The sequence below is a fragment of the Streptomyces sp. NPDC001450 genome (assembly GCF_053597295.1).
In genome coordinates this window covers 258,168-271,650 of record NZ_JBSFHY010000005.1, presented here as the reverse complement: position 1 = coordinate 271,650, position 13,483 = coordinate 258,168, and the positions used below count along the sequence as shown (strand labels likewise).

Genomic DNA, 13,483 nt, shown 5'->3' with positions numbered 1-13,483 from the left:
TCGACGATCCCAACCCGTACAACTGCCACAACGAGAGCTGAGGATCGCCGTGTCGGGCCCCTGCCACACGGGCGGGGGCCCCTCGGCGCTCAACCGGCGACGTGCGTCACGAACCGCTCCGCCGTCTCGGCCAGCACCTCCCGCCCGTCCCGGGCCCACAACCCCTCGTTGAACAGCTCGACCTCGATCGGCCCGGTGTAACCGGCCGCCTCCACGTACCCCTTCCACTCCCGCATGTCGATCGAGCCGTCGCCGATCTGGCCGCGGCCGTTGAGGACGCCCTCGGGCAGGGGGGTGGTCCAGTCGGCGAGCTGGAAGGTGTGGATGCGGCCGGCCGCGCCCGCCCGGGCGATCTGGGCGGGGGCCCGGTCGTCCCACCAGATGTGGTACGTGTCCACGGTCACGCCCACCTGGTGCGCCGGGAAGCGCTCGGCGAGGTCCAGGGCCTGGGCGAGGGTGGAGACCACGCAGCGGTCGGACGCGTACATGGGGTGCAGGGGTTCGATGGCGAGACGTACGCCGTGGGATTCGGCGTGGGGGCCCAGCTCCGCCAGCGCGTCGGCGATGCGTTCGCGGGCGCCGTGCAGGTCGCGCGAGCCGGCGGGCAGGCCGCCCGAGACCAGGACGAGCGTGTCCGTGCCGAGCGTGGCCGCCTCGTCGATCGCCCGGCGGTTGTCGGCCAGGGCCTGCTCCCGCTCGGCCGGGTCGATCGCCGTGAAGAAACCGCCCCGGCACAGGGTCGTCACCGTCAGGCCCGCGTCACGGACCAGCTTGGCGGTCGCCTCCACGCCGTACGACTGGACCGGCTCGCGCCACAGGCCCACGCCCGGTACGCCCAACTGAACGCACGCGGCGACCAGTTCGGGAAGAGACAGCTGCTTGACCGTCATCTGGTTGACGGAGAAGCGTTCGAGTCCGGTGCTCACTGGTTCACCCCGTACAGCGACAGCAGGTTCTTCATGCGTTCCTCGGCCAGTTTCGGGTCCGGGAACAGGCCGAGACCGTCGGCGAGTTCGTAGGCGCGGGCGAAGTGGGGCAGGGAGCGGGCCGACTGGAGGCCGCCGACCATCGTGAAGTGGGACTGGTGGCCCGCCAGCCAGGCCAGGAACACGACTCCGGTCTTGTAGAAGCGGGTCGGGGCCTGGAAGAGGTGGCGGGAGAGGTCGACCGTGGGGTCGAGCAGGGCGCGGAAGCCGTCCGTGTCCCCCGTGTCCAGGACCCGTACCGCCTCGGCCGCCAGCGGTCCCAGCGGGTCGAAGATGCCCAGCAGGGCGTGACTGAAGCCCTTCTCGTCGCCCGCGATCAGCTCGGGGTAGTGGAAGTCGTCACCGGTGTAGCAGCGCACGCCCTGCGGGAGGCGGCGGCGCAGGTCCACCTCGCGCTGGGCGTCCAGCAGCGAGACCTTGATGCCGTCGACCTTGTCCGGGTGCGCGGCGATGACCTCCAGGAAGGTGCCCGTGGCCGCGTCGAGGTCCGGTGAGCCCCAGTAGCCCTCCAGGGCGGGGTCGAACATCGGGCCCAGCCAGTGCAGGATCACCGGCTCGGCGGCCTGGCGGAGGAGATGGCCGTAGATCTCCAGGTAGTCCTCGGGGCCCCGGGCGGCGGCCGCGAGTGCCCTGGACGCCATGAGGATGGCCTGGGCGCCCGCCTCCTCCACGACCGCCAGCTGCTCCTCGTAGGCGGCGCGGATCTCGGCCAGGGTGCCGCCGGCGATCTGGTCGGTGCCGACGCCGCAGGCGATCCGGCCGCCCACGCTGTGCGCCTCCGCCGCGGACCGGCGGATCAGCTCGGCCGCGCCCGCCCAGTCCAGGCCCATCCCGCGCTGGGCGGTGTCCATCGCCTCGGCGACCCCCAGCCCGTGGGACCACAGGTGGCGGCGGAAGGCGAGGGTGGCGTCCCAGTCGAGGGCGGCGGGTGAGTCGGGGGACACGTCGGCGTACGGGTCAGCGACGACGTGGGCCGCCGAGAAGACCGTGCGGGAGGTGAAGGGGGTGCCGGGTGTCGGCGCGAGCGGTTCGGTCCGGGGCTCGTACGTCCGCAGGGCGCCGGCGGGGCCGGGGAGTCGGATGGTCACAGGGCGATCTCCGGTACGTCGATGCGGCGGCCCTCGGCCGAGGACCTCAGGCCCAGCTCGGCGAGCTGGACGCCGCGGGCGCCGGCCAGCAGGTCCCAGTGGTACGGGGTGTCGGCGTAGACGTGCTTCAGGAACAGCTCCCACTGGGCCTTGAAGCCGTTGTCGAACTCGGCGTTGTCCGGCACCTCCTGCCACTGGTCGCGGAAGACCTCGGTGGCGGGGATGTCCGGGTTCCAGACCGGCTTGGGGGTCGCGCCGCGGTGCTGGGCACGGCAGTTGCGCAGGCCGGCGACCGCCGAGCCCTCGGTGCCGTCCACCTGGAACTCCACCAGCTCGTCCCGGTTGACGCGGACCGCCCACGAGGAGTTGATCTGGGCGATCGCGCCGCCCTCCAGCTCGAAGATGCCGTAGGCGGCGTCGTCCGCGGTCGCGTCGTAGGGCTTGCCGTGCTCGTCCCAGCGCTGCGGGATGTGGGTGGTGGCCAGGGCCTGGACGGAGGTCACCCGGCCGAACAGCTCGTGGAGCACGTATTCCCAGTGCGGGAACATGTCGACGACGATGCCGCCGCCGTCCTCGGCGCGGTAGTTCCACGAGGGGCGCTGGGCGGGCTGCCAGTCGCCCTCGAAGACCCAGTAGCCGAACTCGCCCCGGACGGACAGGATCCGCCCGAAGAAGCCGCCGTCGATCAGGCGCTTCAGCTTGAGGAGGCCGGGGAGGAAGATCTTGTCCTGGACGACGCCGTGCTTGACGCCCTTCTCCTGGGCCAGGCGGGCCAGCTCCAGGGCGCCCGCCAGTCCCGTGGCGGTGGGCTTCTCGGTGTAGATGTGCTTGCCGGCCGCGATCGCCTTCCTGATCGACTCCTCGCGGGCCGAGGTGACCTGGGAGTCGAAGTAGATGTCGACGGCCGGGTCGGCGAGGACGGCGTCGATGTCGGTGGAGACGTGCTCCAGGCCGTGCCGGTCGGCGATCTCCCTGAGGGCGTGCTCGCGGCGGCCGAGCAGGATCGGCTCGGGCCACAGCACGGTGCCGTCGCCGAGGTCGAGGCCGCCCTGTTCGCGCAGGGCGAGGATCGACCGGACGAGGTGCTGGCGGTAGCCCATGCGCCCGGTCACGCCGTTCATGGCGATACGCACCGTCTTGCGTGTCACGTCAGTCCCCTTCGTGGGCGCTGGGCGCCCCGGTCGGCATCAGCAGCGTCGCCAGCGTCCAGCGCAGTGCAGCAAGCGCTTTCTATCCAGAGAAGCTAGCCTCTGAACTGTGGTCTGTACAAGACCGTGTCCTCTTCGAGTTGTTCGAGGGGGCGAACAACTCGGCTGGTTGGCCTTAAGGTCTGCTCGACACCGGACGGGAACCGTGGCCGGGCCCGGCCTGTCTACGTGGACGTATGAGCACCAATGCGCGACCAGATGCGCGACCGGAGGACGACAGATGACGGTGACCTTGGCGGATGTGGCGGCCCGCGCGCAGGTCTCCCCCGCGACGGTGTCGCGCGTGCTGAACGGGAACTACCCGGTGGCCGCCTCCACGCGGGAGCGGGTGCTGCGGGCCGTGGACGAGCTGGACTACGTCCTCAACGGGCCCGCCAGCGCACTCGCCGCGGCCACCTCCGACCTCGTCGGCATCCTCGTGAACGACATCGCGGACCCCTTCTTCGGGATCATGGCGAGTGCGATCCAGGGGGAGATCGGGGGCCCGGGCGGCCGGGCGGGCGGCGAACGCCTCGCGGTCGTCTGCAACACCGGCGGTTCTCCGGAGCGCGAACTGACCTACCTGACCCTGCTGCAGCGGCAGCGGGCCGCGGCCGTGGTGCTGACCGGCGGGGCCGTGGAGAACGCGCCGCACGCCGCGGCGGTGGCGGCGAAGCTGCGGAAACTGGCGGAGGCCGGCACCCGGGTGGTGCTGTGCGGGCGGCCGCCGGCGCCGGACACCGAGGCCATCGCGCTGACCTTCGACAACCGCGGGGGCGCCCGCGCCCTCACCGACCACCTCATCGGCCTCGGCCACCGCCGGCTCGGCTACATCGCCGGCCCCGAGGAGCGGACCACCACCCGGCACCGCCTGGAGGGCCACCGGGCCGCGCTGGCGGCGGCGGGCATCGAGGATGACCCTCGCTGGACGGTCCACGGCCGCTACGACCGCCGGTCCGGCTACGAGGCCACGCTGGAACTGCTGCGCCGGGACCCGTCCCTGACGGCGATCGTGGCCGCGAACGACTCCGTCGCACTGGGCGCGTGCGCCGCGCTGCGGGAGTCGGGGCTGCGGATCCCCGAGGACGTGTCCGTGGCCGGCTTCGACGACCTGCCGTTCAGCATCGACGCGGTGCCGTCCCTTACGACGGTCCGGTTGCCGCTGTCGGAGGCGGGGGCCCGGGCGGGCCGGATCGCGATGGGGCGGGAGGAGCCGCCGCCTGGCGGGATCGCCTCGGTGCGGGGGGAGTTGATGGTGCGGGGGTCTACCGGGGTGCCGCGAGGCTGAGCGGAGAAGGTGCCGGTGATCGTCGAGTCCCTCGAGGGCCCGGTGCCCTGCCCGTCCTACCGTGCCACCGCGCAGTGGCACGGCGTACAGGTGCTGCTGGACGACGACTCGCTGCGGTGGGACACCGAGACGACGTGCCCGGCGTGCGGGAGCGCGATGGCCGTGTGCGGGAGGGACCTGCCGGCCGAGATGCGGGAGCGGATGCTCACGGAGCACGGGCGGACCCTGTTGCGGCTGGAGGCCTCGGCGCAGAGGCAGGCCGTCATGCACGTGCTTCGAAAGCGACTCGGCGTCGGGCCGGCGGAGATCCGGGCCCTCGTGGAGCAGGTGGTGGCCGGGGAGTACGGCGGGACGCTTCCGGAGACGGAGTTGCTCGCGCGGAAGCTGCGGGCCGCAGGTGTCGACGCTGTCGCGGTACGGGAGACCCCGTTCTGAGTCCGGCGTGTGCGCGCCGATTACTTTTCGGCGTGGGGGCGGTCTTCACTGCCGTACGTCACAAGGGCGCCGGCCAAGGAGTATCGACATGCGTCTCGTAGTCACCGAGTTCATCAGCCTCGACGGTGTCGTCCAGGCCCCCGGCGGGCCCGAGGAGGACACCGACGGCGGGTTCGCGCACGGGGGTTGGTCGCATCCGTTCTTCGATCCCGAGGTGGTCGGTGGGGCCTTTGCCGCGGGTCTTGAGCAGGCGGAGGCGCTGCTGTACGGGCGTCGTACGTATCAGACGATGGCGGCCGCCTGGCCCGAGCGGGCCGGGGATCCCTTTGCCGATCGGCTCAACTCGCTGCGGAAGTACGTCGTTTCCGACACGCTCGGGGACGACGAGCTGACCTGGGAGAACTCCGTGCGGGTGCCGGTCGCGGAGGCGGTCGGGAAGGTACGCGAGCTGCGGGCCGCCGAGGGTGGGGATCTGGCGATGATGGGCAGCCCCACGCTGGTGCGGGCACTGCTGTCCGAGGGGCTGGTGGACGAGCTGCAGCTCGTGGTGATGCCGGTGATGCTGGGCGGCGGCAAGTCGATCTTCCCGGCGGACGGGGGCAAGCGGTGCTGGGAGCTGGTGTCGTCGGCGACCGGGAAGACCGGGGTGCAGGTCAACGTGTTCCGGCCCGCCGCAAAGTCGTAGGAGTCGCGGCGGTGGACGGCGCGGCGCAGCGGGCTTAGCCTCGGAGGAACGGTATCTCTGACTGAGTCAAGCATCCGGGGGCGATCATGACCGTCCAGGACGTCCGCGCCTTCAACCGCTTCTACACCGGCGTCATCGGCGCCCTCGACTACGGCCGTCACCTGTACGCGCCGTACACCCTCACCGAGTCCCGGGTCCTGTACGAACTCGCGCACGACCGGCAGCTGGACGCGGCCGACCTGCGCACCCGGCTCGCGCTGGACGCCGGTTATCTGAGCCGCATCCTCAACAAGTTCGAGGAGGCGGGGCTGATCGAGCGCGGGCCGTCCGCGGCGGATCCGCGCCGCAGGAGCGTCACGCTCACCGCGGCCGGGCGCCAGGCCGCCGCGCTGCTGGACGAGCGGGCGCGGGAGACGGTGGGAGCGCTGCTGGACACCGTGCCCCCGGAGGACCGGCCGCGGCTGGCGGAGGCGATGCGGACCATCCGGGGCGTCCTCGGGAGCGGGAAGAGGGCGCCGGGTGAGGTCGTTCTGCGGGAGCCGCTGCCCGGTGACCTCGGCTGGATCGTGCAGCGCAACGCCGCCCTGTACGCGTCCGAGTACGGCTGGAACGCCGACTACGAGGGGCTGGTGGCGAAGATCGTCGCCGACTTCGCCCAGGACCACGACCCGCATCTGGAGCGGGTGTGGATCGCGGAGCTGGACGGGCGGCCGGTGGGGTGTGTCATGTGCGTGCGGGACGACGTGCCCGCCACCGCGCGGCTGCGGCTGCTCCTCGTGGAGCCCGACGCGCGCGGGCACGGCATCGGTGACCGGCTGGTGCGGGCCGTCGTCGGCTTCGCGCGCGGGGTCGGCTACCGCGACCTGGTGCTGTGGACCAACGACGTGCTCAGCAGCGCCCGGCGCCTCTACCAGCGGCACGGCTTCGTGCTCGTCGCCGAGCGGCCGCACCGCTCCTTCGGCAAGGATCTGGTGGGGCAGGACTGGCGGTTGGATCTGCGCGGATCGGGCGTGTGACGAGTAGGGTCCGAGCATGAAGCTGGCGTTCTCCACTCTCGGTGTCCCCGGCCTGCCCGTCCCTGAGGTCCTGGCGCTCGCGACCGCGCACGGGTATCACGGCGTCGAACTGCGCGCCCATCCGGAGGAGCCGGTGCACCCGGGCCTCACCGCCGCCGAGCGGGCCGAGACGGCCGCGCTGTTCAAGGGGGCGGGGGTCGAGGTGCTGGGCCTCGCCGGGTACGCGCGCGTCGCCGCGCCCGGCGACGACACCCCCGTCCTCGACGAGATCCGTCAACTCCTCCAGTTGGGCCACGACCTGGGCGCCCCGTTCGTCCGGGTCTTCCCCGGCGCCGACCCGGACCGGCCCCGCGAGGAGTCCGACGCCATCGCCGCCCGGCGGCTGGGCGCCGCCGCCGAGGACGCCTCCGCGCTCGGTGTCCGGATCCTGCTGGAGACCCACGACTCGCACCGCACCGGCGCCGACGCGATCCGCGTCCTCGGGCCGGTGGGCCACCGGCAGGTGGGGGCGCTGTGGGACGTGATGCACACCTGGCTGGGCGGCGAGCAGCCCGCGGACAGCTACGCGGCACTCGCCCCGCACCTCGGCTACGTCCAGGTCAAGGACATCGCCTCGGCCGACGACACCACCCCGCTCCCGCTCGGCGCGGGTGTCCTCCCGCTCACCGAGTGCGTGGACGTCCTGTGCCGCCACGGCTGGGACGGCTGGCTGTGCTGGGAGTACGAGAAGCGCTGGTACGAGTCGGCGGCCCCGCTTCCGGGTCTGCTGAGCGCGGGCCGGGATCATCTCGTACGGCTGCTGGGAGAGGCTGCCTAGCCTGTCCGGCGGATCGGGCCGGCTCCGGACAACTGTGTCCCGTCGGCCCCCCCGGCCCGGCCCCGGCCCCCGAATAATTCGCTGGCCGGGCCGTGAGGCCCCCGCGTACCCTCCCCCGGTGATTCCGCAGCCCGCACCCTGTGCCCTCGCCTGCCCCCGTTCCCGCTCGTGAGCCTCGCCCGCTCGCTCATCGACGTACGGCCGCTGCGTACCTCGCCCGTCTTCCGGCGGCTGCTGGCCGGGCGGACCGTGTCGCTGCTCGGTGGGTCCATGACCCTGGTGACGGTCATGTACCAGGTGTGGGACATGACCCGCAGCACGGCGTGGACCGGTGCGGTCGGGCTGGCGCAGGCGTTGCCGCTGGTGGTGTTCGGGCTGTTCGCGGGGGCCCGGGTGGACCGGGCGGACCGGCGTCGGATCTACCTGACGGCCACCGTGGGCCAGGCCGCCTGCTCGCTGCTGCTGGCCGTGCAGGGCTTCGCCGGACATGTCCCGGTGGTGGCGGTGCTCGTGCTGGTCGCCGTCCAGTCGGGCTTCGGTGCGCTCGGCGCCCCGGCGGCCGGTGTCTTCGTGCCGCGGCTGCTGCCCAAGGACCAGGTGGCCGCCGGCCTCGCCCTCAACCAGATCACCGGCCAGGCGATGTTCCTGCTCGGCCCCGCCCTGGCCGGTGTGCTGCTGGGCTGGCTGGGCATCGGCGCCTGCTACCTGCTGGACGCGCTCAGCTTCGGTGTCGCCTTCCACGGCGCCTTCGGGCTGCCCGCGCTGCCGCCGGAGGGCGAGCCGTCGCGGGCCGGGGTGCACGGGGTGCTGGACGGGCTGCGGTTCCTGGCCGGGCACCGGGTGGTGCGGGGCGCGCTGATCACCGACCTCGCCGCCACCGTGCTGTCCTTCCCGGTGAGCCTGTTCCCGCTGGTCAACGCCGAGCGGTTCGGGAACAGTCCGCGCACCCTCGGCCTGCTCCTGTCGGCCCTCGCGGTGGGCGGCGTCGCGGCCACGGCGCTGTCCGGCTCGCTGACCCGGCTCGGCCGGCCGGGCACGGTGATGCTGTGCGCCTCCGGCACCTGGGGTGCGGCCCTGGTGGCCTTCGGTCTGTCGGCCGACCCCTGGACCGGCCTCGGCCTGCTCGTCGTGGCCGGGGCGGCGGACGCCACGTCGGTCGTCTCCCGGTCAACGATCGTGCAGACCCTCACCCCGGACGCGCTGCTCGGCCGGGTCACGGCGGCCGAGGCGATCGTCGGCCAGGCGGGCCCCAGCCTCGGCAACGTCCGGGGCGGCCTGGTCGCCGGCTGGAGCTCCGGGGCGACCGCCGTGGTCAGCGGCGGCGTGATGTGCGTCCTGGCGGTGGCGGCGGTCGCGGCGACGACTCCCGAACTGCGGCAGGGAGACACCGGGTCGACTGACGGTGCTGCTGCGCCGGACGCGCCGTGAGCCGCACGGACGGTCCTACCGCACCGGACGCGCCCTGAGCCGCACGGACGGTCCTACCGCACCGGACGCGCCCTGAGCGGTGCGGAGCCGTCCAGGCACCAGTCGAGCACGGCCGGCCAGGAGCCGTAACCCGCGTCCAGGTCGAGGTGTGCGGCGCCCCGGACGACGTCGGCGGGAATGCCGAGCGGCGCGCCGAAGATTCGGTCGGCGCCCTCGGGGCAGTACGGGTCGTCGTCGCCCGCGACGAGCCGGGTCGCGCCGGGCAGCGCGAAGTCGAGGGCGGGCGGCGCGAAGGCCGCCACCTCCGGGTACCGGACGAGGACGGATCCGGACGGCGGTGCGACGAGCAGCACCCGGTCCGCGTGCCGCTGTTCCTTCATGCCCCGGGCTGCGGCGTGCAGCCACAGCACGACGGAAAGGCTGTGCGCCACGACGACCCGTTCCCCCGAGTCGTCCAGCTCCTCCAGGTGACGGGCCAGTTCGCCGAGCCACACCTCGAGGTCCGGGTCGTCCGGGTCGGGCAGCTGCGGGTAGGTGACCCGGTGCCCCAGCGCGGTGAGCCGGTCGGCGAGCCAGTGCTGCCAGTGGTCCTCGGGTCGGCGGTTCTGCCAGCCGTGCAGGACGAGATACGAGTGCGTGGTCATGCGTTCGATGATTTCCGACCCCTTTCTTCCGGTCCAGCGGGGACGGCCACCGTCCCGTCAGGTGGTCGCGGCCAGCGCCGCGAACGCCTCGTGGAAGCCGGGGAACGTCTTGCGTACGCAGCCGGGATCGTCGTACGACAGCCCGGGCGTGCGCAGTCCGGTCACCGCGAAGGACATCACGATGCGGTGGTCGCCGTAGGACTTGATCCCGACGTCCGGCAGGGGCGTGCCGGGCCGGATCTCGATCCGGTCGGGGCCGGTCGCCACGTCCACGCCGAGCCGGCGGAGGTTCTCCGCGCAGGCCTCCAGCCGGTCGCACTCCTTGACCCGCGTGTTGGCCACGTCCTCGATGCGGACCGGGCCGGAGGCGAAGGGCGCGATGGCCGCGAGGGTCGGCATGGTGTCGGAGATGTCGCGCATGTTGACGGTCAGGCCGCGCAGAACTCCCGTGCCGCGTACGGTCGTCCGGTCCGCGGCGACCTCCACCTCGGCGCCCATCCGCCGCAGCACCTCGACGAACCGCAGGTCGCCCTGGAGGGCCCCCGACCCGAGGCCCGGCACGGTCACCTCGCGGCCCGGGGTGACGGCCGCCGCGGCGAAGAAGTAGCTCGCGGTCGAGGCGTCCGGCTCGATCGCGTAGGTGGTGGCCCGGTAGCCGCCGGGCGGGACCTCGAAGACCTGGCCGTCCCGGACCACCTCGACGCCGAACGCCCGCATCATCGCCAGCGTGATCTCCACGTACGGCACCGAGACCAGGTCGGTCACCCGGATCCGCAGGCCGTCGCGCGTCAGCGGGCCCAGCAGGAGCAGCGCGGTGAGGTACTGGGAGGACTGGCCGGCGTCCAGCACGACCTCCCCGCCCGCGACCCCGGCCGCCCGGACGGTCAGCGGGTGGTGGCCCTCGGCCTCCTCGTGCCGCAGGTCGACGCCGAGGTCGCGCAGGGCCCGGGTGAGCGGGCCGAGGGGGCGTCGGCGCATCTGCGGGGAGGCGTCGAAGCGGTAGGTGCCGTGGCCCGCGGCGGCCAGGGTGGGCAGGAAGCGGGCGGTGGTGGCACCGTCGCGGCAGTACACGTCGGCCTCGGCGAGCGCCGGGCCCTGCGGGCGGCCGTCCACCTGCCAGGCGTCCGGGGTGCGGCCCACCCGGTAGCCGAGCCGGACCAGGCCTTCGGCGAAGCCCTCGGTGTCGTCGGAGCGCAGGGGCCGTACGAGGGTGCTGACGCCGTCGGCGGCGGCCGCGAGGAAGAGCGCGCGGGCGGTGATGGACTTGGAACCGGGGATGTCGACTGCGGGCATGGCCGTCATGATGGTCCGTCGCGCGGGCGGACGGGCGGGAGGTCCAGGGGCTGGACCACGCGCGTCGCAGGCGGCCCGCACCCCACCGGATACCAGCCATGTACATAATGTCTCTGTGCGGTATCTGCATGCCCACGACTCCGCGGCGCGCTCGCCTTCGACTGGGCCGCGCGGCACCCGGAGCGGGGGCGCGGCATCGCCTTCTTGTGGGCACGCCGGCTGCCGCTGGGCGGCGAACCCGCAGACCTCGTGGCCCGTATCGAGGCCTACGGCGCCTGGCCGGCCAAGGGCCCCGACGCGCCGAAGCTGCACGCCACGGAGGACCGGCCGGGCGAGATCGCGGCGGCCGTCTCCGCCTGGGCGGGCCGGCGCGGACTGCGCCGACCCCTCGTCACGGGAACCCGCCGCCCCCTCCGCCCGTCCAACCGGCAAGCTGCCGGACGAGTGCGTGGTGCGGTGTCGGCCCTCGCCGCAGGCCGCGAACGCCGACGCACCCTCTCCGCCGCATCACGCCCGACAGCCCACCGCCATCGGCGCGCCCCCCTCCCAAGCGCCGATGGCGGCCTCATGCTGGCTTACTGTGCAGTCCCTTGACGGAAAGAAACTTCCTGGATATTGGTGACTCCTCGGAAGTTTCCTTCAGCGGTTCTCCTCTGGAAGGAGCGCACGTGCACGACACCAGCACGGGAAGCACGGGAAGCACGGGAAACACCGCACGGCCGTCCAGACGGACCGTCCTCGCCGCGACCGCGGGCCTCACCGCCGCGCTGACCGTACCGGCCGGCGCCGCCCACGCCGCCGGCTCGAACGACCGCGCACTCCGCGCCCTCATCTCCCGCATGAGCCTGGAGGAGAAGGTCGGCCAGCTCTTCGTGATGCGGGTCTACGGCCACTCCGCGACCGCCCCGGACCAGGCCGACATCGACGCCAACCTCAAGGAGATCGGGGTCCGCACGGCCGCCGAGCTGATCGAGAAGTACCGGGTCGGCGGGATCATCTACTTCACCTGGGCCCACAACACCCGCGACCCCCACCAGATCGCCGACCTGTCCAACGGCATCCAGCGGGCCTCCCTGGAACTGCCCCGCGGCCTGCCGTTGCTCATCGCCACCGACCAGGAGCACGGCATAGTGTGCAGGGTGGGCAAGCCGGCCACGCTGTTCCCGGGCGCGATGGCGATCGGTGCGGGCGGCTCCCGCTCCGACGCCCGTACCCTCGGCCGCATCTCCGGCGCGGAACTGCGCGCGATGGGCATCAACCAGGACTACTCCCCCGACGCCGACGTGAACGTCAACCCGGCCAACCCGGTCATCGGCGTACGGTCCTTCGGGGCCGACCCGGACGCGGTGGCGGCCCTGGTGGCGGCCGAGGTGAGGGGCTATCAGTCCTCCCGGGTCGCGGCGACCGCCAAGCACTTCCCCGGGCACGGCGACACCGCCGTCGACAGCCACACCGGCTTCCCGGTCATCACCCACAGCCGCGACCTGTGGGAGAAGCTGGACGCGGTGCCCTTCCGGGCGGCGATCGAGGCGGGCATCGACTCGATCATGACCGCCCACATCCAGTTCCCGGCCCTCGACGACTCCGGCGACCCGGCCACCCTCTCCCGCCCGATCCTCACCGGCATCCTGCGCGGCGAACTCGGCTACGACGGGGTCGTGGTCACCGACTCCCTCGGCATGGAGGGCGTGCGCACCAAGTACGGCGACGACCGGGTGCCGGTGCTGGCCCTGAAGGCCGGCGTCGACCAGCTGCTCAACCCGCCCTCGATCGACGTGGCCTGGCACGCGGTGCTGAACGCCGTCCGGAACGGCGAGCTGACCGAGGCCCGCCTGGACGAATCGATCCTCCGGATCCTCCGCCTGAAGGCCCGCCTCGGACTGCTCGACGGCGCGTACGTCCCCCGGTCCGGCGTCGATCGCACGGTGGGCACCAAGTCCCACCTGGCCACAGCGGACCGGATCGCCGAGCGGACCACGACCCTGCTGGTCAACGAGGACGACACCCTCCCGCTGGACCCCCGCACCGAGCCCAGGATCCTGGTCGTCGGCGCCGATCCGGCCTCCCCGTCCGGCACCACCGGGCCGCCCACCTCGGCCCTGGCCACCGCCCTCACCGAACTGGGCTTCACCGCCACCGCCCTGCCCACCGGCACCGCACCCTCCGCGACGACCATCGCCAAGGCGGTGGCGGCGGCGCAGGACGCGGACGCGGTGGTCGTCGGGACGTACAACGTGACGGCGGGCAGCACCCAGCGGACCCTGGTCGAGCAACTGCTGGCCACCGGCACCCCGGTGGTGGCCGTCGCCGTTCGCAACCCCTACGACGTGGCCCAGCTCCCCTCCGCCAAGGCCTACCTGGCGACCTACTCCTGGACCGACGTCGAACTGCGCGCCGCCGCCCGGGTGATCGCCGGACGCGTGAACCCACGCGGCAGGCTCCCGGTGCCGGTGCAGCGGGCGGACGATCCGACGCAGGTGCTGTACCCGCTCGGTCACGGGCTGGCGTACTAGACGTACGTCACACACCGGGCACAACACCCCCAAAGGGATGAAACCCTACTGTTCGCCTGACGTGGCCCCGGCACCGGGGCCACGCTGGGCAGGAGGTGTCTGG

General features: G+C 73.0%; 12 protein-coding genes. 7 read left to right on the top strand and 5 right to left on the bottom strand.

Annotated features, from left to right (window positions below):
• Positions 1-89 precede the first annotated feature (89 nt).
• From ACWC5O_RS07605 to ACWC5O_RS07595, 3 genes are read right to left on the bottom strand one after another with little or no spacing between them, the layout of a single operon-like run.
• A complete protein-coding gene (locus ACWC5O_RS07605) occupies positions 90-890 on the bottom strand; it encodes a sugar phosphate isomerase/epimerase family protein (protein ID WP_450580744.1) in 801 nt (266 codons plus the stop codon).
• 32 nt (positions 891-922) lie between these two features.
• Complete coding sequence (locus tag ACWC5O_RS07600) at positions 923-2,074, bottom strand: dihydrodipicolinate synthase family protein (RefSeq protein WP_450580542.1); 1,152 nt, start codon at positions 2,072-2,074, stop codon at positions 923-925.
• Positions 2,071-3,222: a Gfo/Idh/MocA family protein gene (locus ACWC5O_RS07595; protein ID WP_450580541.1), complete on the bottom strand. Its 1,152-nt coding sequence runs from the start codon at positions 3,220-3,222 to the stop codon at positions 2,071-2,073. Before ACWC5O_RS07595 ends, ACWC5O_RS07600 begins: the two co-directional genes overlap by 4 nt.
• A gap of 280 nt (positions 3,223-3,502) precedes the next feature.
• Here ACWC5O_RS07595 and ACWC5O_RS07590 point away from each other — a divergent pair, with 280 nt between their 5' ends.
• The 6 genes from ACWC5O_RS07590 to ACWC5O_RS07565 all read left to right on the top strand — a co-directional run bounded on the left by ACWC5O_RS07590 (position 3,503) and on the right by ACWC5O_RS07565 (position 8,930).
• A complete protein-coding gene (locus ACWC5O_RS07590) occupies positions 3,503-4,549 on the top strand; it encodes a LacI family DNA-binding transcriptional regulator (protein ID WP_450580540.1) in 1,047 nt (348 codons plus the stop codon).
• A 15-nt stretch (positions 4,550-4,564) separates the two neighbouring features.
• On the top strand, positions 4,565-4,984 hold the full coding sequence (locus tag ACWC5O_RS07585; protein ID WP_450580539.1) for a hypothetical protein: 420 nt from the start codon (positions 4,565-4,567) through the stop codon (positions 4,982-4,984).
• Between the two features lie 88 nt (positions 4,985-5,072).
• A complete protein-coding gene (locus ACWC5O_RS07580) occupies positions 5,073-5,669 on the top strand; it encodes a dihydrofolate reductase family protein (RefSeq protein WP_450580538.1) in 597 nt (198 codons plus the stop codon).
• 86 nt (positions 5,670-5,755) lie between these two features.
• Positions 5,756-6,685 carry a bifunctional helix-turn-helix transcriptional regulator/GNAT family N-acetyltransferase gene (locus tag ACWC5O_RS07575; RefSeq protein ID WP_450580537.1) on the top strand — a complete coding sequence of 310 codons (930 nt, stop codon included), beginning with the start codon at positions 5,756-5,758 and terminating at the stop codon, positions 6,683-6,685.
• A gap of 16 nt (positions 6,686-6,701) precedes the next feature.
• Complete coding sequence (locus ACWC5O_RS07570; protein WP_450580536.1) at positions 6,702-7,502, top strand: sugar phosphate isomerase/epimerase family protein; 801 nt, start codon at positions 6,702-6,704, stop codon at positions 7,500-7,502.
• 168 nt (positions 7,503-7,670) lie between these two features.
• The gene (locus ACWC5O_RS07565; RefSeq protein WP_450580535.1) at positions 7,671-8,930 is read left to right on the top strand and encodes an MFS transporter; all 1,260 of its coding nucleotides are present in this window, start codon (positions 7,671-7,673) and stop codon (positions 8,928-8,930) included.
• A gap of 53 nt (positions 8,931-8,983) precedes the next feature.
• Here ACWC5O_RS07565 and ACWC5O_RS07560 read toward each other — a convergent pair whose 3' ends face one another.
• Both ACWC5O_RS07560 and aroA read right to left on the bottom strand, forming a co-directional pair.
• A complete protein-coding gene (locus ACWC5O_RS07560; protein WP_450580534.1) occupies positions 8,984-9,574 on the bottom strand; it encodes an alpha/beta hydrolase in 591 nt (196 codons plus the stop codon).
• A 57-nt stretch (positions 9,575-9,631) separates the two neighbouring features.
• On the bottom strand, positions 9,632-10,867 hold the full coding sequence (gene aroA / locus ACWC5O_RS07555) for a 3-phosphoshikimate 1-carboxyvinyltransferase (protein ID WP_450580533.1): 1,236 nt from the start codon (positions 10,865-10,867) through the stop codon (positions 9,632-9,634).
• Positions 10,868-11,535: 668 nt separating this feature from the next.
• Here aroA and ACWC5O_RS07550 point away from each other — a divergent pair.
• Positions 11,536-13,380 carry a glycoside hydrolase family 3 protein gene (locus ACWC5O_RS07550; protein ID WP_450580532.1) on the top strand — a complete coding sequence of 615 codons (1,845 nt, stop codon included), beginning with the start codon at positions 11,536-11,538 and terminating at the stop codon, positions 13,378-13,380.
• Positions 13,381-13,483 lie beyond the last annotated feature (103 nt).

What these genes read in the sequence shown, in the direction of transcription:
- ACWC5O_RS07605 (WP_450580744.1), bottom strand. Translation starts at nt 890, where the DNA reads ATGACGGTCAAGCAGCTGTCTCTTCCCGAACTGGTCGCCGCGTGCGTT.
- ACWC5O_RS07590 (WP_450580540.1), top strand. Translation starts at nt 3,503, where the DNA reads ATGACGGTGACCTTGGCGGATGTGGCGGCCCGCGCGCAGGTCTCCCCC.
- ACWC5O_RS07580 (WP_450580538.1), top strand. Translation starts at nt 5,073, where the DNA reads ATGCGTCTCGTAGTCACCGAGTTCATCAGCCTCGACGGTGTCGTCCAG.
- ACWC5O_RS07575 (WP_450580537.1), top strand. Translation starts at nt 5,756, where the DNA reads ATGACCGTCCAGGACGTCCGCGCCTTCAACCGCTTCTACACCGGCGTC.
- ACWC5O_RS07570 (WP_450580536.1), top strand. Translation starts at nt 6,702, where the DNA reads ATGAAGCTGGCGTTCTCCACTCTCGGTGTCCCCGGCCTGCCCGTCCCT.
- ACWC5O_RS07560 (WP_450580534.1), bottom strand. Translation starts at nt 9,574, where the DNA reads ATGACCACGCACTCGTATCTCGTCCTGCACGGCTGGCAGAACCGCCGA.
- aroA (WP_450580533.1), bottom strand. Translation starts at nt 10,867, where the DNA reads ATGCCCGCAGTCGACATCCCCGGTTCCAAGTCCATCACCGCCCGCGCG.